Here is a 26,119-nt window from a genome sequence, read left to right as displayed (position 1 = left end):
TACGCTCCTCGTGCATGACGGCTCAGGGTGACATCGCTGCTGGGTACGCGTCCGAGAGCGCGGCCATCGAACTGGGTGCTGTGCTGGTCGACGGCCAGGTCGAGCCGACCGCACACGTCCGCATCCCGTTGTCCATGGTCAACCGCCACGGACTTGTCGCAGGCGCAACGGGAACCGGCAAGACGAAGACCCTCCAACTGCTCGCCGAACAGCTGTCCAACAACGGCGTCCCGGTGCTGATGGCGGACGTGAAGGGCGACCTGTCCGGCCTGTCGCAGCAGGGCGCCGAGAGCGATCGGACCAAGACCCGCGCCGCCGACACCGGTGACGACTGGGTGTCCACGGCGTTCCCGGTGCAGTTCCTGTCGATCGGCACGGGCGGCATGGGTGTGCCCCTGCGGGCGACGGTCACGAGCTTCGGGCCGATCCTGCTGTCGAAGGTGCTGGGCCTGAACGACACGCAGGAGTCGACGCTCGGCCTGATCTTCCACTGGGCCGACTCGAAGGGCCTGCCGCTGCTCGACACCAAGGACCTGCGCAGCGTCATCCAGCACCTCACCAGCGACGAGGGCAAGGCGGACCTCAAGGGCATCGGCGGTGTCTCGAGCGCCACGGCGGGCGTGATCCTGCGGGCCCTGGTCAACCTGGAGGCGCAGGGCGGCGACAGGTTCTTCGGCGAACCCGAGCTCGACCCGGCCGACCTGATGCGCGAACGCGACGGCAAGGGCGTCGTGAGCCTGCTCGAACTCGCGGAGCTGCAAGGCAACCCGGCGCTCTTCTCGACGTTCCTGATGTGGCTGCTGGCCGAACTCTTCGAGACGCTGCCGGAGGAAGGGGACGTCGAGAAGCCCAAGCTGGTGTTCTTCTTCGACGAGGCGCACCTGCTGTTCTCCAACGCCTCCAAGGCGTTCCTCGACCAGATCACCCAGACCGTGAAGCTCATCCGGTCCAAGGGCATCGGCGTCTTCTTCTGCACCCAGCTGCCGACCGACATCCCGAACGACGTGCTGTCGCAGCTCGGCGCACGCGTCCAGCACGCGCTGCGGGCGTTCACGCCGGACGACCAGAAGGCGTTGGCGCGCACGGTGAAGACGTATCCGACGACCCCGCACTACGACCTGGAGAAGGCACTCACGTCGCTCGGCATCGGTGAGGCGATCATCACCGTGCTGAGCGAGAAGGGCGCGCCGACGCCGGTCGCGTGGACCCGGCTGCGCGCGCCCCGCTCGTTGATGGACACCATCGGCAACGACGCGATCAAGCAGGCCGCTCAAAGCTCAGATCTCCACGGCAAGTACGCGGAGACGATCGACCGCGAGTCGGCCTACGAACAGCTGATGGCGAAAGTCGCGCCACCGCAAGAAGAACAGGCCCCGGAACCTCCTCCTGCCGAACGACGGGAGAAGGAGGAACCGGGGATGGTCGAGAAGGTGCTCGGCAACAGCGCCGTCAAGTCGTTCCTGCGGTCAGCGGGCAGCGCCCTGGCTCGTGAGATCACGCGAGGGCTCTTCGGGACTTCGCGCAAGCGACGCTGACAGCACCGCCGCGCCGATGCAGAGCCCGCCCGCGACGTACCAGGCCAGGTCGTAGCTGCCCAGGTGGTCGCGGGTGAGGCCGGCCGCGGACGCCGCGATGGCCGCGCCCAGCTGGTGCGACGCGAACACCCAGCCGAACACGACGGGCCCGGACATGCCGAAGTACTGCCGGCACAACGCCACGGTCGGCGGCACCGTCGCGACCCAGTCGAGGCCGTAGAAGATGATGAACACCAGCATCGACGGGTGCGCCGACTCGCCGAACAGCTGCGGCAACAGCATCAGCGAGAGGCCGCGCAACGCGTAGTAGCCCGCGAGCAGCAGCCGCGAGTCGACGCGGTCGGTCAGCCAGCCGGACGCGATCGTGCCCACGATGTCGAACACGCCCACCAGCGCGAGCAGCCCGGCGGCGGTCGTCGTCGGCATGCCGTGGTCGTGCGCGGCGGGGATGAAATGCGTGCCCACCAGGCCGTTCGTCGAGGCGCCGCAGATCGCGAACCCACCGGCGAGCAGCCAGAACGGCCGGGTCTTCGCGGCCGACGTCAACGCGGACAGAGCCCGTCGAGCGGCCCCACCGGACGGCGGTGGGGGAGTGTCTTCCGAAGCGCCCAGCGGCAGCAGCCCCACGTCACGCGGGTACTCGCGCAGGAAGAACGCGGCCAGCGGCACCACGGCCAGCGCGGCGATGCAGATGACCAGCGACGCGGGCCGCCAGCCGTAGCTCTCCGACAGCCACGCCACGGTCGGCAGGAACACCAGCTGCCCGGCCGCGCCACCGGCCGTCAGCACGCCCGTGACCAGGCCGCGGTGCTTCACGAACCAGCGCCCGGTGATCGTCGCGACGAACGCCAGCGCCATCGAGCCGGTGCCGAGCCCGACCACGACACCCCACAGCAGGATCAGCTGCCAGGACGCGGTCATGAACACCGTCAGGCCGCTGCCGATCGCGACCATGGTCAACGCGTAGGTGACGACGATCCGGACACCGAACTTGTCCATCAGCGCGGCCGCGAACGGCGCGGTCAGTCCGTACAGCAACAGGTTGATCGAGATGGCGAGCGAGATCGTGCCGGTGGACCAGCCGAACTCCGCCCGCAACGGCTCGATCAACGCTCCCGGCGCCGCGCGGAACGACGCGGCGCCCACCAGGGCGATGAAGGACACGCCTGCGACAACCCAGGCCCAATGCAGTCTCACGCCGACAAGGTTCGGTGATCCTCGATCGGTCAACCAGTGGCCCGATGGCCAACATGTGAAAGAATCGGGCCATGCACCGGATCGCCGTTCTCGCCCTGGAGCAGTCGGTGGCGTTCGACCTCGGCAGCTCGACGCACATGTTCGCCCGGCTCCACGACCGCTACGAGGTCGTCGTGTGCTCGCCGGACCGCCGCCCGATCCCCACGACGGGCGGCTTCACCATCGCGCCCGAGCACGGCTTGGAGGTGCTCCAAGACGCGGACACGGTGCTCGTCCCCGGCACCCACTACCAACCGGCGCGCGAGGGGTGGCTCGAACCGGCGGTGCTGGAGGTGCTGACGACGACGAACGCGCGGCGGATCATGTCGATCTGCACCGGGGCTTTCGTGCTGGCCGCGGCCGGGCTGCTGGACGGCAGGCCCGCGACCACGCACTGGCGGACCACCGACGAGTTCCGCCGGCTCTACCCGAAGGTGCGGCTCAACCCGGACGTGCTGTTCATCGACGACGGCGACGTGCTCACGTCGGCGGGGGTCGCGGCGGGCATCGACCTGTGCCTGCACGTCATCAGGTCCGACCACGGCAGCGAGGTCGCGAACTGGATCGCGCGCTACTGCGTCGTCCCGGCGTGGCGGCAGGGCGGTCAGTCCCAGTTCGTCGACCGGCCCGTGCCGACCTACCCGGACACCTCGACCGCGCTCGCCCGCGAGTGGGCCTTGGAGCGGCTCCAAGAACCGTTGGACCTGGCCGCGATGGCCGGGCAGGTGCGGATGAGCGTGCGCACGTTCACCCGCCGGTTCCGCGCCGAGACCGGCATGTCGCCCGGCCAGTGGCTGACCCAGCAACGCGTCGACCGGGCCCGGCACCTGCTGGAGACCACCGACCTGCCGATCGACCAGGTCGCGAACCACGCGGGGTTCGGCACGGGGGCCGCGTTGCGGCAGCAGCTGGCGGCAAGCGTCGGCGTCTCGCCGAGCGCCTACCGCCAGACCTTCCGCTCGGCCTAGTCACTCCACAGTGGACTTGGCCTCGGTGTCGATCAGGAAGGGCCGCAACAGATCCGGCACGGCCTCGTCCGCGAGCGCAAGCCCGTGGGACGCGCCGACGTCCGTGACGTGGTAGACGCCCGCACCGGCCGCCGTGGTCGCGCCGATCGTCATCAACCCGCTGCGGCGCTGGAAGAACGACTGGTGGATGCGCCACCCGATGATGCCTGTGCGCTGCAACGCGACCGTGCTGCGCACGAGAGAGTTGTTGCGCGTCACCAGATAACGCTCGTCCAGCGCGTTGCCGAGCGACCGGTAGTTGTCCCAGCCGACCAGCGCGGCGAACGGCAGGATCGCCACCGGGATCGGCCACGCCCACGACGGCGCGAAGATCGCGAGCCCCACGGCGATCACGATCCACGGCACGGTGTGCCGGATCATGCTGCGGCGCAACGCGGCGAACGGGTGCTTGCGCAGCCGCAACGTCGTCGGGTCGTTGCCGACCTTCAGCACGTCGCGGGAAACCTGGTGGGCCACCGACAACGGCGCGGGCGGCAGCAGCAGGTTGCTCTCGCCCTTCGAACCCAGGCCCGTGGTGACGGCGGCGAGCTTCGCGCCCTTGCCCGCGCGCACCAGCAGCGGTTCCTGGATGTCGACGCCGCGCAGGCGTTGCTCCTCCACGGAAACCGAGCGGGTGGTGAGCAGACCCCGTTGCACGCGCACGGTTCCGTCCGGCTCGCGGGTCAGCCGGTAGTTCCAGAACTGCAGGATGTACAGCGGCACGGAGAGGATCAGTCCGATGACCGCGAGCGCGACCAGGAACCCGGCGAAGAGCGCGAGGCTCGGGTTCTCGAACAGCCACACCCACAGGTCCTGCACCGGGTGCAGGCCGATGTCGTCGGCGTAGTTCGACAGCACACCGAAGACGGCGCCGACCGCGACGAGCCCCGACAACGACAGCGGCGCGAACTTCAGCCACTTCAGGTCGAGCTGCGAGATCACCTCGGACTCGGGCAGCGGAACCGGTTCTGCCTCCGAGCCCTCGGTCGCCGCGGCTCGGGGCGCGACTCCCTTCTGCAGCAACACCAAGCGGAGCCGTTCGGCCTCCTGCTGCGTCACCGCGTCGAGGGTCAGCCCGTCCGTGCCGGGAACGTCCTGCTGCCCCGTGCCGATCCGCACCGCCGACAGCCCGAAGATCCGGTGCCCCGGCTTGGAGGTGAGGTCGACCGTCCTGATGCGATCGCGCGGCACCGCGAGTTGCTTGCGGGTCAACAGACCGGTGTGCAGCTCGACCTGCTCGTCGGTGATGCGGTACTTCGTGGTGCGCCAGATGAGGTAGCTGAACGCCAGGATCGCCGCGACCGTCGCGCCGGACGCGATGAGCCGCCACTTCTCGCCGTTGCCGGTGAACAGCAGCACGAAGATCGGCACCAGCATCGCGATGCCCTCGTTGAGCGGTCGCACGACGAGCATCCGCACGTGCAGGCGGTGCCACTCCTGCAACGGCTCGGCGAACTCCGGCGCCGCGGGCAGTTCGGTCGTGGGCAGTTCGGCGGGAACCTCGGCGGTCACGTGGCATCACCCGGCGTGGCCTGGGTGGTGTTCGTCAGTTCCACCACGAGCCTCTGCGCGACCTCGTGCTCCAGGCCCTCGATCTCGACGGGACCGGCGGCCGACGCCGTCGTCACCGTCACCGTGGCCAGGCCGAGCATCTGCTGGAACGGCCCGCGCTTGGTGTCGATCGTCTGGATCCGCGAGACCGGTGCGACTCTCCACTCCTGGTTCAGCCAGCCGGAGAGCGTGTACACGGCGTCCGGCGTGGTCTCCCAGCGGTGGACGCGGTAGCGCCAGCTCGGCTCGATCGCGGTGTGCAGGACGCCCACCACACCGGTGGCGACCATGAGCACCAGCTCCCACGTCGGCGGCCTGCTCACCAGCAGGAAGACGACGAGCTGAGGCACGAACAGCACCAGCCAGAACGTGGCGGCCTGCATCGTCCACAGCAGGACCGACTTCGGACTCACCTGGTGTGCAGGCGTGCGCAGTTGCAGAGTCACCCCACAAGGGTGCACCACGCGTACCTGGTGATGTGGCCAGGTGCGTCAATTGGTGTGTCGGTGGCCGGGAGCGGTCCTGCTTGCGAGGGAGGCAGGACCGCTCCCGGCCGGTCGATCAGGGCTGGACGGAGGCGGAGGCGTACGGCGGGGTGAACGCGGCGTCCGGGTCGTCCGCCGAGGCCGCGCCGGCCATCGCGACCACGGCCCCCAAAGTGAGGATCACGGCTGCGACGGTTCGAGCGATAGTGTTCAACTTCATGGAAGGGGCTCCTTCGTTAGGTGGCGGCCGTGGATGAGGGCAGGAAGTCGTTGACGAGGTTCGGCGCGCGGTTGCGGGCGGTCCGGCTGCAACGGGGTTTGTCGCAAAAGGACCTCGCATGCCCCGGCGTCTCCATGAGCTACGTGTCGCGGCTCGAGTCCGGTGAACGGGTGCCGTCGCCCACCGTCGTGCGCAGACTCGCCGAGGTGCTCGGCGTCGACCCCTCCGAGCTGATGGTCGACGAGGACCGCACCGCCATGCAGGACGAGGCGCTCGCGTGGTGCGAGGCGCTGCTCGCGTACCACGACGGCGACCTGGTGCTGGCCGTCGATCTGCTGGAGACGCTGGGAAAGCGGTCCGACGAGGAGATGTTCGGCTGGTGCGTGCGCTGGACGCGCCTGGTGATGCTCGCGAGGCAGCGCGACCACGAGGGTCTGCTGCTGGCGGCGGCGAAGCTGCGCAAGTCGTGGTCTCCCGGTCCGGCGGTGGACGCGCTCGCAGAGATCCTGCGCGCATCCTCGTTGCGGCGCCTCGGCCGGACGGCCGAATCCGTGAAGGCCGCGAGCGAAGCCGTCGAGCTGGCCGGTGGTGACGGCGACCGGGTGCGGCGCGTGCAGACCCGCGCTCTCATCGCGTTGTGCGCGGAACTCACCTTCGCGGGCCGGCTCGCCGACGCCGAACAGGTCGTGGACCAGCTTTCCGCGCGACTGCCCGAACTCGGCCGCGACCGGCTCGCGATCTCCACGTGGTGGGCGCGCGCCAAGGTCGCGGACAGGCTGGGCGACCGCATGGAGGCCGCGCACTGCATCCGCGAGGCCGTCTCGATGCTGGACGACTTCGACGGCGATCCCGAGTACCGCTGCCGCGTCCGGCTCGCCGGGGCGTCCATCGCGTTGCGCACGCCCGGCACGAACCTCGACGACGTGGTCGTGTTGCTGGACAAGGTGGAGACGACGGCCGCGGCCATGCGCCGGCAGGACGGTCTGCTCGCGCACGCCCGCGCGTTGCGGGCCGAACTCGCGTTGCGCGACGGCGAGGTCGACCGGGCCCGCGCCCTCGCGGAGGGCGCGCTCGCCACCGGCCGGCTCGACTCGGAACAGCAGCTGCGGTGCCATCTCCTGCTGGTGCGGGCGGCCGACGAGGTCGAGCCGTCCGGCGGTGGTGACGCGCGGGCCGCACTGGCCGGGTTGCTGGAGAACATCAACCCCGAGGGCGTCGATCCGCTGTTGTGGCGGGACGTGGCACGCATCGCGCTGCGCAAGCACTAGTGCTCCGCGGCGGTGTTGCCTCGTCATGACCGGCCCTCACTCATTAACTGGACACCTTGTTAACGGAGCATGACACAGACCAGTTACCCATGACATCACCCAATTACACCGCGGCAACATGGGTAAATCACCCAGGAATCGGCAGTTCCCGGTCAGCGGCAAGCGGCCGAACGGGCGATGGTCAACAAGGCCGGCCGGACGAATTGTCAATAACTTGACAATAGATGACTAGGCGGTCGTCAGGTTCATCCACCACACGATGGCGCCGGCGCGGCCGTTGACGTCAAGCGTCGTGTAGATGCGTTGCAGGTGGTTCTGCACGGTTTTGGGGGACAGGCCGAGCGACTCCGCGATCATCGCCGTGCTCGCCCCGGCCGCCACGAGTCGCAGCACCTCGATGCCGCGCTTGGTGAGTCCTGCTCGCAACGCGCGGGCGATCCGGGTGTTCGTGTGTTCCGCGGTACCGGTTTCGTGGAGCTCCGCCGCGTTCGGGACGCGCACCACGGCGTCCTCGCGCTTGGGCTCGAAACGCCTGTGCGCCAACTGTTCCACGAGCCGCGACGACAGGTCGTGCTCCCTCATCCGCAGCAGGTCGCGGCCTTCCTGCAGTTCCCACAACCGGTACTGCTCCAGTTGCAGGCGTGCGTGCCGCAACGCGCGTTCGAGGTCGCCCGCGCGTTCGTGCGCCTCGCTGAGCTGCTGGTGCGCGTGCACCGCGACTTCCCGTGCCAGGCAGCTCATCGCGAGTTCGGCGGCCTGGGTCAGCTGGGAGATCTGCTCGGGGTAGCGGGCCCGCGCGCCGCTCAGCCTGGCCCGTGCCATCAACGCCTCCGCGCGGGCCACCGGGCGGTTCCTTCCGGCAAGCAACTGGTCAGCGCGCTGCCAGCTGCGGTGTGCGCGGTCAAGTTCACCCAGATCGATGCGCACGTGTGTCAGCAGGACGTTGACCATCGCCATCCGCACCGGGTCGCCGAGCGTCTTCCAGCGGTCGCGGACCTGAGCGCACAACGCTTCCGCGCGCCGGAGCTTGCGCACGCACGGCTCACCGTCGAGGCTGCACCGGCTCTCCTCGGTCCGGATCATGCAGTGTTCGTGGTACTGCATGCGCATCACCCGTGCCTGTTCGAACAGCACGGAGCCGATCAGCTCGTTGTCCCCGGTGAGTTCCGCGAGTCCCAGCGCGCGGGCGAACGAGTTGAAGCTGCGTTCCCGAGAGTCGAGTCGCAGTTCCACCACCGCACGGGAAAAGCTGCACCGCGCCTGGAGTCCGATGTGGCGGTTGGCGGTCGCGATCTCCTGCACCTTGTCGATGGTGTCGAGCGCGCTCGGCCAGAGTCCCCGCTTGCCCAGCGCCACCGACTGCGTCAGCACGCCCTCCGCGACGCCCTCGACGTCGTCCAGCCACGTGAACGCGGCCACCGCCTTTTCGGCGTACTCCAACGCTTCGCCCGGCCTGCCCTCGTCCAGGGCGATTCTTGCCTCGCGCAGGTTGTGCACGGCGTTGGACCGCGGATCCGCGGTCCTGCCGGGAACCGTCATGGTGAAGCCCCCTCACTCCGGGGGCGAGCCTACTGGTGGTCTCGGAGTTGACGTTTCAACACTTTTCCGGCCGCGTTGCGGGGCAGCTCGTCGACGAAGAAAACATCGCGAGGAACGGAGTATCGCGCCAAGTTCGCCTTCACGTGGTCGCGCACTTGGTCGGCCGTAAGTGTTTTTGCGCCTACAACGAACGCGGCGAGGCGCTGGCCCCACTCGTCGTCCGGCACGCCCAGAACGGCGACCTCCGTGACGCCCTCCATCGTCGAGAGGAGGTCCTCGACGTCGTGCGGGTAAACGTTTTCGCCACCTGAGACGATCATCTCGTCGTCGCGTCCGGCCACGAACAGCAGGCCGTCCTTGAGGTAGCCGAGATCGCCGGTCGACATCAGGCCGTTCAGCGACTCCTTGCTGGTGCCGTTGGTGTAACCGTCGAAGAGCATCTCGTTGCCGACGAAGATCCGCCCGGTTTCGCCCTGCGCCACGGGTTTGCCTTGGTCGTCCACAATGGCCAGTCTGGTGCCGAGCGGTGGTTTGCCCGCCGTGCCCGGCTCCTTCAGCATCTCCTCGGGCGTCGCGATGCTCGCCCAGCTCACCTCGGTCGAGCCGTAGAGGTTGTAGAGCACCGGGCCGAACTCGCTCAGCGTGCGGGCGGCGACCTTCGGCGGCAGGGCGGAGCCGCTGGACGCGATGATCCGCAGCTTCGGCCGCTGCTGGGTCTCCAGCATGCGTTGCAGCATCACGGGAACGACGAACATCGCCGTGCACCTGTCGGCGTCCCGCAGAGCCTGGGCGGGGTCGAACTTGCGGCGCAGCACCAGGGTGGCGCCGAGTACGAGGCCGAGTTGGAACGCGGCGAGGCCCCAGGCGTGGAAGAGCGGCGAGGTGATGGAGATGACGTCGCCGTGTCTGAGCGGGATCCGGGACAGCAGCGCGGCGGCGGGGGCGAGGCTCGCGGGTTCCGGACGCCGGGCGCCCTTCGGGGTGCCGGTGGTGCCGGAGGTGAGGATGATCAGCCGTCCGCGCGGAGGCCGGCGGGGGAGTGCGGTGCGCGGGCCGTTGGCGATCAGGCCTTCGAGTTCGTCGGCGAAGAGCGCGGGGAGGTCCGGGAGCACGCCGGCGAACTCGCGGTCGGCGACGATCCGGTCGATCTTCTGGTCCGCGGCGACCTGGGCCAGTTGTCCTTTGCTCAGGCCGGTGTTGAGCAGCACGGCGTCGGCGCCGACCTTCGTGCACGCCGTCATCGTCTCGATGAACGCGCGGCCGTTGCGCAGCAGCAGCCCGACGCGTTCCTTGGGGCGGAAGGCATGCGCGAGTCGACTGGTCCGTTCGTGGACTTCGGCGTACGTGAGCACACCGTCGTCGTCGACGATCGCGGCCCGGTCCGGGTGCCGCCCGGCGCCCGTCTGGTACCCCCACGCGAGGGTGATGTCCCAGTGCAGGTACCCGCGCACGGTGCCGACGAGCCCTCGCGGGCCGAGTGGCCGGATCACTCCGGCTTTGACCAGGGTCAGCAGCACGCGGGTCACCATGCGACCCACTCTGCCATCAACCTACTTGCGAGTAGATAACGGTGTGACGGCGGTCACACGTCGGTGTTGGAGGCGCTCACGACGGCATCGCGCAACGCCGCTCGCAACCGGCCTACCTCCAGTGGTGTCAGGACGGCGGCCTCGCCCGGCGGCACGGTGATCACGATGTGCCCCTGGCTGACGAACACCGTCATGTCCCGTCGGCGCGAAGCGATGTCGCGGCAGCTCACCTGCCACTCCTCTTTGGCTCCCACGGGTTTCTTCCTCCAGCTCAATCGGTGCGCCGGCGCGGTCCCACCGGTGCTCACGTCAGAGAGACGTGCGTCACCGTTCGTCATGACGGAGGTTTCGGGTACTCCGTCAGGCGACCGCGCCGAGCTGCGGTTAGCGTCGCAGCTGGGACGAGAATAGGTCACCTGGAGGGGTGAAAATGGCGGAACCGCAACGCATCGTCATCGTCGGAACGGGTCTCGCCGGTGCCTCGGCGGCGGGCGCGCTGCGCGACCGCGGGTACGGCGGCAAGATCACGATGTTCGGCACCGAACACCACCGCCCGTACGAACTTCCCGCGCTGTCCAAGGACGTGCTGCTCGGCAAGGCTGCCGAACCGGCCTGGGTGCACGAGCCGAGCTTCTACGCCGACAACGAGATCGACCTCCAGCTCGGCGTCTCGGTGCTGGAACTCAGGCCGGACGACCACACGATCGTCGACTCGGACGGCGCGGTCCGCACGTACGACCGGTTGCTGCTCGCCACGGGGTCGCGCCCGCGCGTTCTGCCTGGCGCACAAGGACATGTGCTGCGCACCCTGGACGACTCGGTGGCCTTGAAGTCGGCGCTGCGCGAGGGCAGGCACGTCGTGATCATCGGAGCGGGCTGGATCGGCTGCGAGGTCGCCTCCGCCGCCCGCACGCACGGCTGCCGCGTCACGGTCGTCGACCCGCTGGCCGAACCACTGGTGCGCGTGCTGGGAACCGAGATGGGCGCGATGTTCCGCGGCCTGCACGAACAGCACGGCGTGGAGTTCAAACTGGGCACCGGGGTGGCGGGCTTCTCGCCGTCCGGCGTGCGGCTGGACGACGGCACCGAGCTGCACCCGGACGTGACCGTGCTGGCCGTGGGAGCGACACCGCGGTTGGAGTTGGCCGAAGCCGCCGGTCTGGAGCTGGCTTCCGGTGGCGTAGCGGTGGACGCGGTGCTGCGCACCTCCGCTCCGGACGTGTTCGCGGCCGGCGACATCGCGGCGCAGGACCACCCGCGCTACGGCGGCCGGGTGCGCGTCGAGCACTGGGCGAACGCGAAGGACCAGGGCACGCACGCCGCCGGGTCGTTGATCGGCCTCGACGAGCCGTACGTGAAGTCGCCGTACTTCTTCACCGACCAGTACGACCTCGGCATGGAGTACCGGGGGTTGGCCGACCCCGACGACGAACTGGTGGTGCGCGGTGATCTGGCCGCGCGGGAGTTCATCGCGTTCTGGCTGCGCGACGGCCGGTTGCGGGCGGCGATGAACGTCAACGTGTGGGATCACGGGACGGCGCTGAAGGCGTTGGTGGACGCGCAGGCGACCGTGACGGCGGAGCAGTTGAAGGAAGCCGACCTCGGCGCCCTCGTCTAGGTCGTGTCCGGCAAGTTCGTCAGGTGTCAGGCGCGGGCGAGTGACCCGGAGGCAGTGCCGCCGCCATGCCCTCATACCGGGCGTATTCGGGCGTGGCGGCGGTGCTGTCTCCGGGTCCCTCGGCCGCTACTGGCGCCCGACGGACTTGCCGGACTCGGCCTAGATGCAGGAACCCTGCAGTGGACCCTCGCCCCGCGAGAGGTCCTGCAGGACTTTGCGGATCACCGCCATCTCCTCGGCGGAGTACCGGGCCTGGTAGGCGCGTTCGACCTCGGCGAGCGCGTCACCGGCCTCCTTCTGCAGCGCCCGGCCCTTGTCCGTGATGACCGGCGTGCGCACGCGCCGGTCGTTCGGGTCGGGCACGCGCATCACGAGTCCCGCGCGCTCCAGCTTGTCCAGTTCGCTCGTCAGCGTGGTCTTGTCGAGACCGAGCATCGCGCCGAGCTTGAGCTGCGTGCGCTGGACCTCTTCGTTGGCGAGCGCCTGGAGCACGAGCTGGCCGCGCAGGGAGATGCCGAACTTGGTGATCTCCTCGGCGAACGAGGCGCCGACCCGCTGGGCGGCGCGGTGCAGCAACCAGTTGATGTCCCACTTCGCCAGGCAGGCTTCGATGAGTTCCGGCTGCTCCTCCATGTGTTCCATCCTACATCCCAGAAGAGATGTTCTTGGATCGGAACATCTTGACTCGGAAGTTCTTCGATCGTATGTTCTTGGCATGACCAATCTGCTTCACATCGACACGAGCATTCGGTACGAGGGGTCCGTGACCCGCGAGGTCTCCGGCGCGTTCGCGGAGAACTGGCGTGCCGCGAACCCCGGTTCCGGCTACACCTACCGGGACCTGCACGCGTCGCCCATCCCGCACAAGGACGGCACTGACCAGGGGATTTCGGCCGGCCTGATCGCGGAGATCGACGCGGCGGACGTGATCCTGCTCGGCGCGCCGATGTACAACTACTCGATCCCGTCGACGCTCAAGGCGTGGATCGACCAGGTCGCGACGTCCGAGCACTTCGCCCGTGAGGACGGCACGTTCGCGTGGGGCGGCAAGCGCGTCGTGGTCGTGACGGCACGGGGTGGTTCTTACAAGCCGGGCACGCCTCGTGAGGGGTTCGACTTCCAGGAGCCGTACCTGCGGGCCGTGCTGTCGATGGTCGGCCTCGACCAGAACCTGGAGTTCGTGCACGCCGAGCTGACCCTGGCGGACGTCGTGCCGCAGATGCACCAGTTCCGCGAACTCGCCGTCGAGTCGCTCGCCGACGCGCACCGCGTGGTCAAGGAGCTGGCCACCGCCTAATGTCGGTCGCGTGATCGACAAGGTGGCCTGGATCTATCTGAAGGACGGCCAGGTGCTCGGCACCCGGTCGCGAGGCAAGGACACGTACTACCTGCCGGGCGGCAAGCGCGAGCAGGGGGAGTCCGACGTCGAGACGCTCGTGCGCGAGATCCGCGAGGAGCTGTCCGTCGACATCGACGCCGGCTCGGCAGAGCACGTGGGAACGTTCGAAGCGCAGGCACACGGCCACTCGTCGGGGGTGACCGTGCGGATGACCTGCTACACCGCGTCGTTCGACGGGGAACCGGTGGCATCGGCCGAGATCGAGGAACTCGCCTGGCTGACCACCGCGGACGCGGAGCGCATCTCACCCGTGGACCGGATCATCTTCGCCCACCTGAACGCGGCTGGGCTTCTTCGCTGACCCTCGAAAACGCAAAAAGGAGAGCAGCGCTCTCCTCCCACTTCAACATATAGCGCACCCGGGGTCTTGCCACAAGACCCCGGGTCTACTTCATCATTTCCCGGCCAACGTCATCTACCTGGGGAAATGGGGAAGACTCCATGATCGACGTCATCATCGCCGGCGGTGGACCGACCGGCATGATGCTGGCTTCCGAGCTGCGCGTGCACGGAGTGGGCGTGCTGGTGCTGGAACGGGACGCCGAGCCGACGAAGGTCGTCAAGGCGCTCGGTCTGCACGCGCGCAGCATCGAGGTGATGGACCAGCGCGGCCTCGCCGAGCGGTTCCTGGACGAGGGCACGACCCATCCGCTGGCCGGGTTCTTCGCGGGCATCGACAGGCCCGCGCCGGAGAAGCTCGACACGAAGTACCCGGTGGTGCTCGGCCTGCCGCAACCGCAGATCGAGCGCCTGCTCACCGAACACGCTCTTGAAGTCGGCGCCGAGATCCGGCGCGGGGCCACCGTCACGGCGTTCTCGCAGGACGACGAGGGCGTGACCGTCACGCTCGCGGACGGCACGTCGTTGCGCGCGCGGTACCTCGTCGGGTGCGACGGCGGCCGCAGCACCGTGCGCAAGCTCGCCGGCATCGACTTCCCGGGCGAGCCGTCGCGGGTGGAGACGCTGCTCGGCGAGATGGAGATCGGCATCCCGTGGGAGGAGGCGATGCCGTTGATGCTGGAGGTCCGCAAGACGCAGAAGCGGTTCGGCATCGGGCCGATCGGCGGCACCGCGACGTACCGCGTCGTCGTGCCCGCGGACGGCGTCAACGAGGACCGGGCCGTCATGCCGACCCTCGACGACGTGAAGCAGCAGCTCGTGAATGTCGCCGGTACCGACTTCGGCGTGCACTCGCCGCGCTGGCTGTCCCGGTTCGGCGACGCCACCCGCCAGGCCGAGCGGTACCGGTCCGGCCGGGTGTTCCTCGCGGGCGACGCGGCGCACGTCCACCCGCCGACCGGTGGGCAGGGACTCAACCTGGGCGTGCAGGACGCGTTCAACCTGGGCTGGAAGCTCGCGGGCGCGGTGCACGGGTGGGCACCCGACGGGTTGCTGGACACCTACGAGGCCGAGCGGCACCCGGTCGCCGAGGAGGTGCTCAACAACACCCGCGCGCAGATCGAACTCATGAAGGTCGAGCCGGGACCGCAGGCGGTGCGGCGGGTGTTCACCGAGCTCGTGCAGTTCGAGGAGGTCAACCGGTACCTGATCGAGAAGATCATCGCGGTGGCGGTGCGCTACGACCTCGGCTCGGAGAACCCGCTGGTCGGGAAGCGGATCGGAGATCTCTCGCTGAAGCGCGGCGGGTTGTACGCGCAGATGCACGCGGGGCGCGCGATCCTGCTCGACCAGGCCGGGACGGTGTCGGTCGGCGGTTGGGCGGACCGCGTCGACCACGTCGTGGACGTGAGCGAGGACCTCGACGTGCTTGCCGTGCTGATCCGGCCGGACGGGCACGTGGCGTGGGTCGGCGAGGACCAGGCGTCGCTCGACGACGCGCTCGCGCGCTGGTTCGGCACGGCGGGCTGAGCACCTGACGGGTGACCTCGGCGACTCCCGCCGGAGGTCACCCGTTCGGGGGCGTGGACCGCTTTGTCACACTGTGCGGCGTGTCCGAGCCGATGACAGCGGTGCTCCTGCGTGCCGCCGAACTCACCGCCTCGGGGAAGCCGCGGCAGGCCATCGACCTGTTGCGGCCCCTCGTGGCGGCGAACCCTCGGCATTCCGAGGCGTGGTGCCGCCTCGCCGCCGCTCACCTGGACGTGGGTGAGGCGGACCAGGCACTGGACGCGGCCAAGCGCGCGATGGTCCTCGACAGCGACGCCTGGCCGCAACGGCTGGCCGCGCTGGCGTTGAGCGACCTCGGCCGGCACTCCGAGGCGGCGGTCTCGGCCCGCGAGTCCGTGCGGCGCAAACCCGGCGACTGGCGCGGCTACGTCGTGCTCGCCGAGGTCCTCGCCGACTCGCCCGAGGGCGCCGTGGAGGCGTTCGACTCGGCACTGCACGCCTCGCAGCTCGCCCCGAGCGAGGCGCGGGCGTTCCAGGTGCTCGGCGACGCGGCGCTGCGGATGCGCGACTGGGGCACCGCCGAGCACGCGTACCGGGCGGCGATCAAGCTCGATCCGTCCGACGCGGACTCCAAGGCGAACCTCGCGACCGTGCAGCGGCGGCGTTCGTCACGGCCCGTGCAGGTGCAGCTGAACAAGGTGCAGGTGTGGCGTGCGCTGCGCACTCTCTCGTTGCTGCTCATCGGCGGCGGTTTACTCGCGCTGATCGCGGGCATGCCCCGGCCCACGCCCTACCTGGGGTTCTTCACCGGGGCGCTGGTGCTGTGCTGCCTGGTCGTGGGGCTGCGGCTGCGTCCGTACAAGTTGCTCTTCAGCCTGCGCAAGCTCGCCGTCACGGTGTCCTTGCTGGGTGTTTCGGCCCTGATCCTGGTCGGCTGGACCGTCGCGTTGTTCTTCGGGGCTACGACGATGCAGCCACTTGTGCTTTCCTGGTTGTGCGCTGTCGTGGGGGGAGCGCTCGTCTACGTCGGTGGAGGCAGGAAGCGGTGATGCGTCGCAACGCGGTCGCGCTCGCGATTCTGCTGTTCCTCGGACAGCTGTTCATCGTCGGCGCGCCCGTCGAGCCCACCATCACCGGTGCCGTCATCCAGCACGGCCACGACATCGCGAACCTCCCGGTCACCGCTCCCAAACCGCACAACCCGCACGCCGCCCAGGTGCCGCAGGCCCAGGTGGCGTCCGACGTGCCGCCCGTCGCGAAGCCCGCGCTGCCGATCCGGTTCGTCGTCGCGTTCGCCCGGCGCGTGCACCGCACGCCCGAGGGCATCCGCTGGACCCCTCAGCCCGCTCGTTCACCGCCTTCCGGTCGCTGAATCTCCTTCTCCAGCAACCACTTTCTTCATCGGAAGGCTCCTTCACCCATGTCGCGCGAAAACGCGCGACGAGGGTTGCTCGTGCGCGGTCTCATAGCGCTCGGGGTCCTCGTCGCATCCGCATTCCTCCTGCTCACCACAGATCCCCGCCTGGGCCTCGACCTGCGCGGCGGAACCCAGATCGTGCTCCAGGCCCAGGGCGACTCCGACGCCGCCGACCGGTCGATGGAGGTCCTGCGCCGCCGCGTCGACGCCCTCGGTGTCGCCGAACCCGTCATCGCCCGCTCCGGCGAGAACCGGATCGTCGTCGAACTGCCCGGCGTGCAGGACCCCGAAGAGGCCGTGAAGGTCCTCGGCCAGACCGCGCAGCTCACCGTGCAGCGCAACGGCCAGACCGTGATGACCGGCGAGGGCATCTCGGACGCGCAGTCCAACAGCAACCCGCAGGGCCCCGGCTTCGTGGTCAACATCCAGTTCCAGGGCGAGGGCTCGAAGACCTGGCAGAAGGTCACCGGCGAGGCGGCCTGCGAACCGTCCGGCACGCCCGGCCGTCAGATCGCGTTCGTCCTGGACGGCAAGCCCATCTCGTCGCCCGAGGTCAGCCTCGACACGCCCTGCGGCGGTGGCCAGGCAGGCGGCGCGACCACGATCACCGGCCGCTTCTCCCAGCCGGAAGCCAAGGAACTCGCCCTGGTGATCCGCTCCGGCGCGTTGCCCGTGCCGGTTGAGGTGATCGAACAGCGCACCGTCGGCGCCACCCTGGGTGCCGAGGCCATCGAGGCCAGCGCCAAGGCCGCGATCATCGGTATCGCGCTGACCTCGTTGTTCCTGATGTTCGCCTACCGGCTCGCGGGCTTCCTGGCCGTCGTCGCGCTGGTCGGGTACGCCGGTGTCGCCTACGCCGGGCTGCTGGCGATCGGGGCGACGCTGACGTTGCCCGGTCTGGCCGGCTTCGTGCTGGCGATCGGCATGGCGGTGGACGCGAACGTCCTGATCTTCGAGCGAGCGCGCGAGGAGTACGCGCGAAAACCGAATCTGCGCCGTGCCTCGGAGAACGGCTTCCGCGGTGCGTTGAGCGCGATCGCCGACTCGAACGTGACGACGTTGCTGGCCGCCGGTCTGCTGTTCTGGCTGGCCACCGGTCCCGTGCGGGGCTTCGGTGTCACGTTGACCATCGGTGTGCTGGCCTCGATGTTCAGCGCCCTGGTGCTGTCCCGTGTGCTCGTCGTGTGGGTGATCGGCTCGCGGTTCGTGGCTCGTCGACCTCGCCTGAGCGGCCTGCACACGTTGGGTTACGTCCGCCAGCGCCTGTCCGTCGTGCTGTACCGACGGCCGTCGCGGTGGCTGATCAGCGCAGGCGTCCTGGTGCTGGTCGCGTTCGCCGGGCTCTTCGTGCGCGGCCTGAACCTGGGCGTCGAGTTCACCGGCGGCCGCATGCTCGACTTCACCGCGGGTGGCGGCGTTGACGCTGGGCGGGTGCGCACCGCTCTCGCCGACGCGGGCTTCTCCGACGTGGTCGTGTCGTCCTCGGGCAACGAGGTGTCGCTGCGCACCGGCCCGATCGACGACGCGACGTCCAACCGCATCGGCCAGGTCGTCTCCTCGGCCGTCGACGGCGGCGCCCGCCAGTCGAGCAACGAGCTGATCGGCCCGTCGCTGTCGTCCGAACTGCGCCGCAACGCCGTCATCGGCCTCGCCATCGCCGTCGCCGCCCAGCTGGTCTACCTGGCCATCCGCTTCGACTGGCGCCTCGGCCTCGCCACGGTCGCCGCCCTGATCAGCGATGTCCTGGTGCTGATCGGACTCTTCGCGTGGATGGGCAAGACCGCGGACGGCGTGTTCCTGGCCGCCCTGCTCACCGTGATCGGCTACTCGGTCAACGACTCCGTCGTCGTCTTCGACCGCCTGCGCGAGTTGCGCGGGTCCCGGTTGAAGGCCGCGTATCCGGACGTGGTGTCGGACGCCGTCGTGCAAACCGTGCCGCGCACCGTGAACACCGGCATCGGCGTGCTGTTCGTGCTGGCGGCGTTGCTGGTGCTGGGCGACGGTTCGCTCGCGGACTTCGCGATCGCGCTGCTGATCGGCCTGATCGCGGGCACGGTGTCCACAGTGGTCACGGCGGCTCCGATCGCGATCTGGCTGGAGTCGCGCTGGCCTCGGCAGGCGGTGGCGCGGAAGCGTCCGACGTCCGCGAGGGTCTAGTGCGCGCCGGTCGTTCCGTAGCACAGTAGGCGGCATGACCTCTTTCGCCGCGTACCAGAACGAGATCTACCTCCAGGGGCTCGGCGGCACCGTGCCGCCGTTCACCACCGACCCGGACGCGCTGGAGCAGTCCGCGCGCGATCGGCTCGGCCCCGGTCCGTTCTGGTACGTGGCGGGAGGTGCCGGCTCGGGTGCCACCGTGCGGGCGAACCGCGAGGCGTTCGACCGGGTGCGGATCGTGCCGCGGATGCTGACCAACGCGACCGAACGGCACCTCGGCGTGTCGGTGCTGGGCACCGAGTTGCCCGCGCCGGTGATGCTCGCACCCGTTGGCGTGCAGTCGATCCTGCATCCGGACGGCGAACTGGCGACCGCGCGGGCCGCTGCCGAACTCGGCATCCCGATGGTGCTGTCGACCGCGTCCTCGCACACCATCGAGGAGGTCGCGGAGGCGTCCGGTGAGGGGCCGCGCTGGTACCAGCTGTACTGGCCGAACGACCCCGACGTGTGCGCGTCGTTGCTGGAGCGTGCCAAGAAGGCCGGGTACACGGCGTTGGTCGTCACGCTGGACACGTGGACGCTCGCCTGGCGGCCGCACGACCTGGACCAGTCCTACCTGCCGTTCCTGCGGGGCGTCGGCACGGCGATTCCGTTCAGCGACCCGGTTTTCCGCGCCGGACTGCAGAAGTCGCCCGAGGAGGACCTGCCGATGGCGATCCTGCGGTGGGTGCAGCTGTTCACCGGCACCGACAAGTCGTGGGACCAGCTGGAGTTCCTGCGTTCGCACTGGGACGGACCCATTGTCCTGAAAGGAATCCAGCACGCGGACGACGCGCGCAAGGCCGTTGAGTACGGAATGGACGGTGTCGTCGTTTCCAACCACGGCGGGCGTCAGGTGGATGGCGCGGTCGGGTCGTTGGACGCGTTGCCGTCGATCGTGGAGGCCGTGGGGGAGCAGGTCGACGTGCTGTTCGACTCGGGCATCCGCACCGGCGCCGACATCGTGAAGGCGCTGGCGCTGGGGGCCAAGGCCGTGATGGTGGGGCGGCCGTTCGCGTACGGGCTCGCGCACGGCGGGCAGGTGGGCGTGAAGCACGTGCTGCGCAGCCTGCTCGCGGACTTCGACCTGACGCTGGGGCTTTCGGGTCACCGCAGCCCGGCCGACCTGGGGCCGGACGCGCTGCGGTTCTCCTGAGTTCTGCTACGGCATCGTCGCGGTCATCCGCGCCAACGTGCTGAAGTCGGCTGGCTGCACCCGCAGCCAGCCTTCGCTCTTCGCCGCCAGGTACCGCCCGCTCGGCGTGTCGATGTACGTCAGCGGGTTGACGCAGCGCTGCTTGCGGCCCAGGTGGTCGCGCTTGGCGGAGAACACCTGACCACCGCCCGTGCGCGGCTGCCCCATGATCTCCCGCAGCTGCGCGACCAGTTGGTCGTTCGGCGTGCTCGTCGGCCTGCTCTGCTGCATGAACGACCCGGTGTCCTCATAGGACGGTTGCCGCTTCTGCTGCAACGCGTCCTCGGGGAGCGTGATCGGGTTGCCCTTGCCCGCCGGGGTCGGCGGCAGCGCGCCGACCAGTGCCTGCGGAGCCTCGTCCGCCCGCACCGGTTCGAGCACGAACTGCTGGTCCGGCGTGAGCAGGATCCGCAGCGCGTCCTGCCCGTTCGTCACGACCAGCACGCTCTGCTGGGGCCCGTCCTTCAGGCTGAAGAACGCCCAGTACTCCACCCCGGCCTCGACGACGAGCCGCAACGCGTTGGTCAGATCCGGGTGGATCTGTCCGCCCCGTGCGAGCCCGTACTGCTCGAGCTGCGCCCAAGCCGACCGTTGCAGCCGTTCGAGCTCACTCACGTCGCCCGACTCGAGGAGTCCCTCGTCGAAGTCGACCTGGGTGAGCAGCGCACGGTGCATCGTCGGCAGACCCGCGGCCTGCCACGCCTGGTAGAGCGCCGTGACAGGGATGGCGACCCTGCTCCGCAGCACGTTTCCCCCTTATCCGCCGATGACCGGCGGAGCAACCATCGTTCCGTCGCCGAAGATGTCCTCGGTCTCCTGCAAGTACGAGGCGGACTTGTGCTCGCCGTCCTCGGCACCCTCGCCGCGACCGCCACCAGCACCCATGCCGCCACCCATACCGGCCGCGCCACCACGTCCGGCAGCGCCAGCCGCACCGGCACCGGCAGGCCCGAAGCCACCGGCACCACGGCCGGCACCTTCACCGGCCACGCCGGCCGCACCACCGAAGCCAGCTGCCCCGGCCCCCATGGCACCGGGCCCGCCCATACCGCGAGCAGCCGCGGCACCGCCGAGACCGCCGGCGCCACCACCTGCGCCACCGCCACGGCCGCCGCCGGCACCACCGCCGCCGCCACCGGGACCGTTCAGGCCACCGGGACGGTTGCGCGGGTTGTTCGGGTCGAGCGGCCCGCCGGGACGACGCGGGTTGTTGGGGTCGAGCGGTCCACCGGGACGGCGCGGGTCGTTCGGGTCGAACCTGCCGCCGGGCGGGACGTTCGGGTCACCGATGTTGGTCGGTGGCCGGTTGCGACCGTCGTCGGGCGGCGGGGTGGTCGGGAACTTGTCGTCGATGCCGGCCGGGTTCGTGCTGTCGGTCGGCGGCTTCCAGCCGGACAGGCTGGTGCCGTCGTCCTGGCCGGTGCCGACGCCGCTGCGGTCGCCACCGCCGGGGTTGCCGCCGATGCCCGGCGGCGTGTTCTTGCCGGGGCCGACCTCGTCGATCTTGTACTTGCCGTCGGGCGGTCCCTCTTGGACGCTCGCGTCGTCGGCGTTGGGCGAGATGAACGTGGGCTGGTTGTTCGCACTTGCGGTGACGGCGCTCCCGTACTGGTTGAACGCCCGCATGTTCTGCTCGCTGACCTGCTGGTTCTTGTCGACTGCCTTGTCGTAGTCGGTGTCCCACCAGGCCATGTCGTTGAGGAACGGCTTGTCCGGGACCTTGGGCGGCATGGCCATCGCGTTCCGGGCGTTCACGTACGCCTCGCCGACAGCGTCCGCGCTGGTACCCGCTTGGGTCGCCGACTCACCGGTGACCGTCGCCCAGGTCGCGAGCGGTGACGTCGCGCCACGAGCCGCGTCACCCGCCGAGCCTTCCCACGCGGCGCCGGAGTCGCTCACCGCTTTCTCGATCAGCCGGGCCACGTCGCCGTGGCCGGTCGAGAGATCACGCCAGGACTGGGAGGTCACCGCGGTGCTCTGGCTCGGCCCGCTGCCGTTCTCGAACCACTTGTAGATCGTCTCGCCGCCCGCGAAGGGGAGTACGGCGAAACCGCCGATGTTCGGCTCATCCCCAGCCATCTCGCTACCCCTTCAGGTTTGTGATGATCAGCTGTGCGACCCGCTCAGTCTCGTCACAGGGCTTCTTGGTCGCTCGTTCGTCCGCAGCGGTGGCGATCTGCACCGTGACCGAGTCGGTCTTGGACGTCGGGAACATGGTCAGGCAGTACATCGTCGCGTCGGTTCCGTCGGTGGAGACGACGCGTACATCGTCGATCTTCTTCTCGGCGAAGACCCCGTTGCTCTTGACGCCGTCGACCCTGCTGTCGAAGTCCTTGTCCTTGGTGACGACGACGGTGTAGGTCGAGTTCTTGATCACGTCCTGGCCGCGCCAAGTGCACTTCTGGCCGAGACCACCGGCAGCGGCGGCGACCACGCCGGGCTGGACGGTGCCGAGCGTCGTCACCTGGTCGGATTTCAGAGTGTCGCAGGGGGCGTTCACGTACTTCTCGATGCTCATACCCGACGGTGACTCGTCCGACGACGTGGGCGTGCTACCCGTCTCCTGGGCTCCCGTGGAGCCGGCGGTGGTGGGGCTGCCGTTGGTCGTGGTGCCCGTGCAGCCCGTCAGGGCGCCGAAGGCGAGCACGGCGGTGATCAGGGCGGTCATGCGCTTCAAGATCTCGTCAGCCCTTCATCGCGGACTTCGCCGCGTCGTCGGAGGCCCGGTACTCGGCGAGGGCCTTCTCGATGTTCTTGATGGTCTGTTCCAAGGCCTTCTGGGCCGCGTCGTTCGCCCAGAGGTAACCACCAGGCTCAGCGCCTGCGGTCTTGCGCATGGCGAGGGTGGCATAACCGCTGTAGGGGTCCGGTCCGGGAGCGCCGTTGGACTGGATCAGCTCGCTGTCCGTCCGCAGCTCCACCAGCCTCGCGACGGCCTGTTTCAGGCCGTCGATCATCTTTTGGGCCTGATCGGGGTCGACGCTGAACTTCGCGACTCCGCCGCCACCTGCGCCTGCCGCTGCTCCAGCGGCCGCGCCCATGGCAGCACCGGCTGCCTTCACGGGAACGAGTGCGTCGAACATCAGCATCCCGGCCAGCTCCCCTCAGAAGAACTCCACACCCCTGTTAGAGGATTTTCGCATAGGACCGGTTCCAAGCGGAGGCGAACGAACCAGCTGATCAGGTCACATGGCCGATTCGTTCAAGACTGTGAGTCACCCGGCCGCATAGGTTCGACGCATGATCGAGCAAGCGAGGAACTTCCTCTGGCACAACGCCCGCACGCTGGAACAACGCTGGTTCGAGCACGCCTTCGAGGGCGGAACTGCCGCGAACGTGGTCCAAGCGGTGCTGGCCTACCGCAACGACGACGGCGGGTACGGCCACGGCCTGGAGCCGGATCATCGCGGGCCCACCAGCCAGCCGCTGCACGCACTGCGGGCCTTGCAGACCTTCGCCGCCGTGAACGCTCCCGAGCACGCCGAGAGCGTCCTGACCTGGCTGAACGCCACCTGCCCCGACGGCAGCGTGCCGTTCGGCATGTCCACGTCGAAGGACCACCCGAAGGCGCCGTGGGTGCAGGCCGACGACCAGGGCGGACTGCTCCTCACCTCGCAGATCGCCGCAGCCCTGCACGCCCTTGAAGCAACGGACCCGTGGCTCGACCGGGCCACCGACTACTGCTGGCAGGAGATCGAGAAGCTCGAAGACACGCACCCGTACGAACTGCGCGGTGCGGCGATGTTCCTGGACGAGGTGCCGGACCGGGCACGGGCCGAGCTCGCGGCGGAGAGGCTGAAGCACCTCAAGCCCAGCACCGAGGGCTACGCGGACGGCGAAGGCCTGGAGCTGCACCAGTTCGCGCAGAAGCCCACCAGCCTCGCGACAGCGTGGTTCACCGAGGAAGAGCTGGCCAAGGACCTCGACCAGCTCCAAGACGGACAGCAGGAAGACGGCGGCTGGACCTTCGGCTTCCCGGCCTTCACGCCGATCGTCACCTTCGAATGGCGGTCCATCGCCACCGTCGACGCCCTGCTGACCCTGCGCCGCTACGGCCGGATCAGCTGACCCAACGGCACCCCGGCGAGCGCACGGACCTCGCGGGCCAGGTGCGCCTGGTCCGCGTAACCGGCCGCCACCGCAACCGAAGCAAAGGGCTCACCAGCCCACGCCAGCCGCACCGCCGAGTCGAAGCGCAGCACCCGTTGCAGCACCTTGGGCGGATAGCCGAACGCGTCCAGGCACCGGCGGCGCAGCTGACGTGAGCTCAGCCCGATCTCCCAAGCAGCGGCAGCCACATCAGAAGTCCGCAACAAGGACGCGGTAGCGGCCAGAGCAGGATCGACGACCACCCGCGAAGCGCAGAACGCCACCATCGCGGAAAACGAGTCCAGCCGAGCCGACGGCACCAGCTCAGCCAGCGGAACCCGCAGGTCGCGAACGGCATGAGCGGGCACCCCGAACACCGAGGGAAAAGCCCCGGGCGGCAACCGCACCCCGTACAACGTCCCAGCCGAAACCGAAGCCATCTGCGCGGCGGTGTCCGGCCCGGCCACCATCAGCGCCCCGGAACCAGGCGCCCACATCAGGTCCGTGCAGCCGTCCGGTACCACGCGCTGCACGGTCGGGACCGACACCGTGCGCGTCCACAGACAGGCCAGACCCGCAGGAGCAGGACGTTCGGCGTACACATCCAGACCGTACCTGTTTCCGGTCGCTGCAAACGTTGTCATTCGTGGTACCAAAGGGACGCCGTCGCCAACGGAGGAGACGACCCGAAGGACCCCCGAATGCCCCGCAGAACCCTGCCCCTGATCGCGGCCGTGGTGCTCACCCTGACCGGAGCCCCGCAGGCCCAGGCCGCGCCGCCCACGTTCACCCACCCCGGTGTGCTCGTCAGCAAAGGCCAGCTCGACGTCATGCGCACCAGAGTCAACGCCGGCACCCAGCCGCAGAAGCGCGCGTACGACGCGATGATGGGCTCCCGCTACGCCTCCCTCAGCTACACGCCGCACCCCAGGGCGGTCGTGGAGTGCGGCCCGGTGAGCAACCCCAACAACGGGTGCACCGACGAACGCGAAGACGCCATCGCCGCCTACACCCACGCGCTCGCCTGGTACGTCACCAGGGACGCGAGGTACGCCAACAAGGCCATCCAGATCATGGACGCCTGGTCGAACACCATCCGCGACCACACCCACGACAACGCCCACCTGCAAACCGCGTGGGCGGGCTCGAGCTGGCCGCGCGCTGCCGAGATCATCAAGCACGTCTACGGGAACTGGCCCAACAGCGCCCGCTTCGGCACCATGCTCAGAAACGTCTACTACAACGAGATCCAGGGCAGCGACCCGCGCACGGGCAACTGGGAGCTCAGCATCGCCGAGGCCATCGTCGGCATCGGGGTCTTCCTGGACGACAAGGCCATCTACGACCGCGGCATCAGCCTCTACCGCGCTCGGGTCCCGGCGTTCATCTACCTCACCTCGGACGGCGCCCTGCCGAAAACCGTGCCCAGCAATAACCTCAACACCCGCGAGAAGATCATCGGCTTCTGGCACAACCAGTCCACGTTCGTGAACGGCCTCACCCAGGAGACCTGCCGCGACTTCGTCCACACGGGATACGGCCTGTCCGCCATCTCGCACGTGGCCGAGACCACGAGGATCCAGGGCGTCGACCTCTACCCGGAGATCGGCACGCGGCTGCGTGAAGCACTGGGATTCCAGGCGACGTACGAACTGAACGGTCCGCCGTCGTGGCTCTGCGGCGGAACGGTCAAACGAGGACTCGGCCCGATCACCGAGGTCGGCTTCAACGCCATGCACAACCGCCTCGGCAACCCCATGCCCAACACCGAGACGTGGACGACGCAGCGCCGTCCACACGGCACCAACAACCTGTTCGTCGCCTGGGAGACCCTGACCCACGGCGACAACCTGGGATAAGAAAAACGGGGCCTCGGAAACTGAGGCCCCGTTCTCAAGTGGACGATACTGGGATTGAACCAGTGACCCCTACCGTGTCAAGGTAGTGCTCTCCCGCTGAGCTAATCATCCGTGGTCGTGCGGATGAG

The 26,119-nt window shown here is 69.1% G+C and carries 26 protein-coding genes and 1 tRNA gene; 13 read left to right on the top strand and 14 right to left on the bottom strand.

Going from position 1 to position 26,119, the window contains the following annotated elements:
- Positions 1-14 precede the first annotated feature (14 nt).
- Complete coding sequence (locus JNUCC0626_RS25440; RefSeq protein WP_394613281.1) at positions 15-1,535, top strand: helicase HerA-like domain-containing protein; 1,521 nt, start codon at positions 15-17, stop codon at positions 1,533-1,535.
- On the opposite strand, the gene JNUCC0626_RS25435 is transcribed toward JNUCC0626_RS25440, so the two are convergent.
- Complete coding sequence (locus JNUCC0626_RS25435) at positions 1,467-2,732, bottom strand: MFS transporter (RefSeq protein ID WP_394613280.1); 1,266 nt, start codon at positions 2,730-2,732, stop codon at positions 1,467-1,469. The genes JNUCC0626_RS25440 and JNUCC0626_RS25435 overlap by 69 nt on opposite strands.
- Before the next feature lie 71 nt (positions 2,733-2,803).
- On the opposite strand from JNUCC0626_RS25435, the gene JNUCC0626_RS25430 reads away from it, so the two are divergent.
- Positions 2,804-3,739: a GlxA family transcriptional regulator gene (locus tag JNUCC0626_RS25430; RefSeq protein WP_394613279.1), complete on the top strand. Its 936-nt coding sequence runs from the start codon at positions 2,804-2,806 to the stop codon at positions 3,737-3,739.
- On the opposite strand, the gene JNUCC0626_RS25425 is transcribed toward JNUCC0626_RS25430, so the two are convergent.
- The 3 genes from JNUCC0626_RS25425 to JNUCC0626_RS25415 all read right to left on the bottom strand — a co-directional run bounded on the left by JNUCC0626_RS25425 (position 3,740) and on the right by JNUCC0626_RS25415 (position 6,034).
- Complete coding sequence (locus JNUCC0626_RS25425) at positions 3,740-5,290, bottom strand: PH domain-containing protein (RefSeq protein ID WP_394613278.1); 1,551 nt, start codon at positions 5,288-5,290, stop codon at positions 3,740-3,742.
- A complete protein-coding gene (locus tag JNUCC0626_RS25420) occupies positions 5,287-5,769 on the bottom strand; it encodes a PH domain-containing protein (protein WP_394622093.1) in 483 nt (160 codons plus the stop codon). Before JNUCC0626_RS25420 ends, JNUCC0626_RS25425 begins: the two co-directional genes overlap by 4 nt.
- 121 nt (positions 5,770-5,890) lie before the next feature.
- Positions 5,891-6,034, bottom strand: coding sequence for a hypothetical protein (locus JNUCC0626_RS25415; protein ID WP_394613277.1), 144 nt, complete (start codon positions 6,032-6,034; stop codon positions 5,891-5,893).
- A 29-nt stretch (positions 6,035-6,063) separates the two neighbouring features.
- Between JNUCC0626_RS25415 and JNUCC0626_RS25410 the strand changes: the two genes are divergently transcribed.
- On the top strand, positions 6,064-7,302 hold the full coding sequence (locus JNUCC0626_RS25410) for a helix-turn-helix domain-containing protein (RefSeq protein WP_394613276.1): 1,239 nt from the start codon (positions 6,064-6,066) through the stop codon (positions 7,300-7,302).
- Between the two features lie 228 nt (positions 7,303-7,530).
- Here the strand turns inward: JNUCC0626_RS25410 and JNUCC0626_RS25405 are convergent, their stop codons facing one another.
- The 3 genes from JNUCC0626_RS25405 to JNUCC0626_RS25395 are packed head-to-tail and all read right to left on the bottom strand — an operon-like array spanning position 7,531 to position 10,624.
- The gene (locus tag JNUCC0626_RS25405) at positions 7,531-8,841 is read right to left on the bottom strand and encodes a response regulator transcription factor (protein WP_394613275.1); all 1,311 of its coding nucleotides are present in this window, start codon (positions 8,839-8,841) and stop codon (positions 7,531-7,533) included.
- A gap of 29 nt (positions 8,842-8,870) precedes the next feature.
- On the bottom strand, positions 8,871-10,370 hold the full coding sequence (locus tag JNUCC0626_RS25400) for an AMP-binding protein (protein WP_394613273.1): 1,500 nt from the start codon (positions 10,368-10,370) through the stop codon (positions 8,871-8,873).
- 53 nt (positions 10,371-10,423) lie between these two features.
- Positions 10,424-10,624: a hypothetical protein gene (locus JNUCC0626_RS25395; RefSeq protein WP_189158430.1), complete on the bottom strand. Its 201-nt coding sequence runs from the start codon at positions 10,622-10,624 to the stop codon at positions 10,424-10,426.
- Positions 10,625-10,800: 176 nt separating this feature from the next.
- Here JNUCC0626_RS25395 and JNUCC0626_RS25390 point away from each other — a divergent pair, with 176 nt between their 5' ends.
- Complete coding sequence (locus JNUCC0626_RS25390; protein WP_394613272.1) at positions 10,801-11,988, top strand: NAD(P)/FAD-dependent oxidoreductase; 1,188 nt, start codon at positions 10,801-10,803, stop codon at positions 11,986-11,988.
- A 159-nt stretch (positions 11,989-12,147) separates the two neighbouring features.
- Here the strand turns inward: JNUCC0626_RS25390 and JNUCC0626_RS25385 are convergent, their stop codons facing one another.
- Positions 12,148-12,621 carry a MarR family winged helix-turn-helix transcriptional regulator gene (locus JNUCC0626_RS25385; RefSeq protein WP_394613271.1) on the bottom strand — a complete coding sequence of 158 codons (474 nt, stop codon included), beginning with the start codon at positions 12,619-12,621 and terminating at the stop codon, positions 12,148-12,150.
- Positions 12,622-12,703: 82 nt separating this feature from the next.
- Between JNUCC0626_RS25385 and JNUCC0626_RS25380 the strand changes: the two genes are divergently transcribed.
- The 7 genes from JNUCC0626_RS25380 (at position 12,704) to JNUCC0626_RS25350 (ending at position 20,004) form a co-directional block, all read left to right on the top strand.
- Positions 12,704-13,285 (top strand): FMN-dependent NADH-azoreductase, encoded by a 582-nt coding sequence (locus tag JNUCC0626_RS25380; protein WP_394613270.1) that lies wholly within the window; start codon positions 12,704-12,706, stop codon positions 13,283-13,285.
- Positions 13,286-13,295: 10 nt separating this feature from the next.
- Positions 13,296-13,688 carry an NUDIX hydrolase gene (locus JNUCC0626_RS25375; protein WP_394613269.1) on the top strand — a complete coding sequence of 131 codons (393 nt, stop codon included), beginning with the start codon at positions 13,296-13,298 and terminating at the stop codon, positions 13,686-13,688.
- A 140-nt stretch (positions 13,689-13,828) separates the two neighbouring features.
- Positions 13,829-15,256 (top strand): rifampin monooxygenase, encoded by a 1,428-nt coding sequence (gene rox, locus JNUCC0626_RS25370; RefSeq protein WP_394613268.1) that lies wholly within the window; start codon positions 13,829-13,831, stop codon positions 15,254-15,256.
- Between the two features lie 80 nt (positions 15,257-15,336).
- Positions 15,337-16,284, top strand: a complete 948-nt coding sequence (locus JNUCC0626_RS25365) for a tetratricopeptide repeat protein (protein ID WP_394613267.1) — start codon at positions 15,337-15,339, stop codon at positions 16,282-16,284.
- The gene (locus tag JNUCC0626_RS25360; protein WP_394613266.1) at positions 16,284-16,607 is read left to right on the top strand and encodes a hypothetical protein; all 324 of its coding nucleotides are present in this window, start codon (positions 16,284-16,286) and stop codon (positions 16,605-16,607) included. The genes JNUCC0626_RS25365 and JNUCC0626_RS25360 overlap by 1 nt, the downstream gene beginning before the upstream one ends.
- Before the next feature lie 81 nt (positions 16,608-16,688).
- A complete protein-coding gene (gene secD, locus JNUCC0626_RS25355) occupies positions 16,689-18,809 on the top strand; it encodes a protein translocase subunit SecD (protein WP_394613265.1) in 2,121 nt (706 codons plus the stop codon).
- Between the two features lie 34 nt (positions 18,810-18,843).
- On the top strand, positions 18,844-20,004 hold the full coding sequence (locus JNUCC0626_RS25350; RefSeq protein ID WP_394613264.1) for a lactate 2-monooxygenase: 1,161 nt from the start codon (positions 18,844-18,846) through the stop codon (positions 20,002-20,004).
- Between the two features lie 6 nt (positions 20,005-20,010).
- On the opposite strand, the gene JNUCC0626_RS25345 is transcribed toward JNUCC0626_RS25350, so the two are convergent.
- The 4 genes from JNUCC0626_RS25345 to JNUCC0626_RS25330 are packed head-to-tail and all read right to left on the bottom strand — an operon-like array spanning position 20,011 to position 23,132.
- Positions 20,011-20,790, bottom strand: a complete 780-nt coding sequence (locus tag JNUCC0626_RS25345; protein WP_394613263.1) for an ESX secretion-associated protein EspG — start codon at positions 20,788-20,790, stop codon at positions 20,011-20,013.
- A gap of 9 nt (positions 20,791-20,799) precedes the next feature.
- The gene (locus tag JNUCC0626_RS25340) at positions 20,800-22,122 is read right to left on the bottom strand and encodes a PPE domain-containing protein (RefSeq protein ID WP_394613262.1); all 1,323 of its coding nucleotides are present in this window, start codon (positions 22,120-22,122) and stop codon (positions 20,800-20,802) included.
- A 4-nt stretch (positions 22,123-22,126) separates the two neighbouring features.
- Positions 22,127-22,711: a DUF3558 family protein gene (locus JNUCC0626_RS25335; protein WP_394613261.1), complete on the bottom strand. Its 585-nt coding sequence runs from the start codon at positions 22,709-22,711 to the stop codon at positions 22,127-22,129.
- Between the two features lie 16 nt (positions 22,712-22,727).
- Positions 22,728-23,132 carry a hypothetical protein gene (locus JNUCC0626_RS25330; protein WP_394613260.1) on the bottom strand — a complete coding sequence of 135 codons (405 nt, stop codon included), beginning with the start codon at positions 23,130-23,132 and terminating at the stop codon, positions 22,728-22,730.
- Between the two features lie 151 nt (positions 23,133-23,283).
- Here JNUCC0626_RS25330 and JNUCC0626_RS25325 point away from each other — a divergent pair, with 151 nt between their 5' ends.
- Entirely contained in the window at positions 23,284-24,111 is an 828-nt protein-coding gene (locus JNUCC0626_RS25325) for a hypothetical protein (protein ID WP_394613259.1), read from the top strand.
- Here JNUCC0626_RS25325 and JNUCC0626_RS25320 read toward each other — a convergent pair.
- On the bottom strand, positions 24,093-24,734 hold the full coding sequence (locus JNUCC0626_RS25320; protein ID WP_394613258.1) for a helix-turn-helix domain-containing protein: 642 nt from the start codon (positions 24,732-24,734) through the stop codon (positions 24,093-24,095). The two genes, JNUCC0626_RS25325 and JNUCC0626_RS25320, sit on opposite strands and share 19 nt — an antisense overlap.
- Before the next feature lie 99 nt (positions 24,735-24,833).
- On the opposite strand from JNUCC0626_RS25320, the gene JNUCC0626_RS25315 reads away from it, so the two are divergent.
- The gene (locus JNUCC0626_RS25315) at positions 24,834-25,991 is read left to right on the top strand and encodes an alginate lyase family protein (RefSeq protein ID WP_394613257.1); all 1,158 of its coding nucleotides are present in this window, start codon (positions 24,834-24,836) and stop codon (positions 25,989-25,991) included.
- A 39-nt stretch (positions 25,992-26,030) separates the two neighbouring features.
- Here the strand turns inward: JNUCC0626_RS25315 and JNUCC0626_RS25310 are convergent.
- Positions 26,031-26,102, bottom strand: a tRNA-Val gene (locus tag JNUCC0626_RS25310).
- Positions 26,103-26,119: the final 17 nt, after the last annotated feature.

The sequence above is a fragment of the Lentzea sp. JNUCC 0626 genome (genome assembly GCF_043632865.1).
GTDB lineage: Bacteria > Actinomycetota > Actinomycetes > Mycobacteriales > Pseudonocardiaceae > Lentzea.
Note: the sequence above shows the minus strand (reverse complement) of the source record. Positions and strands in the feature narration are given on the sequence as shown.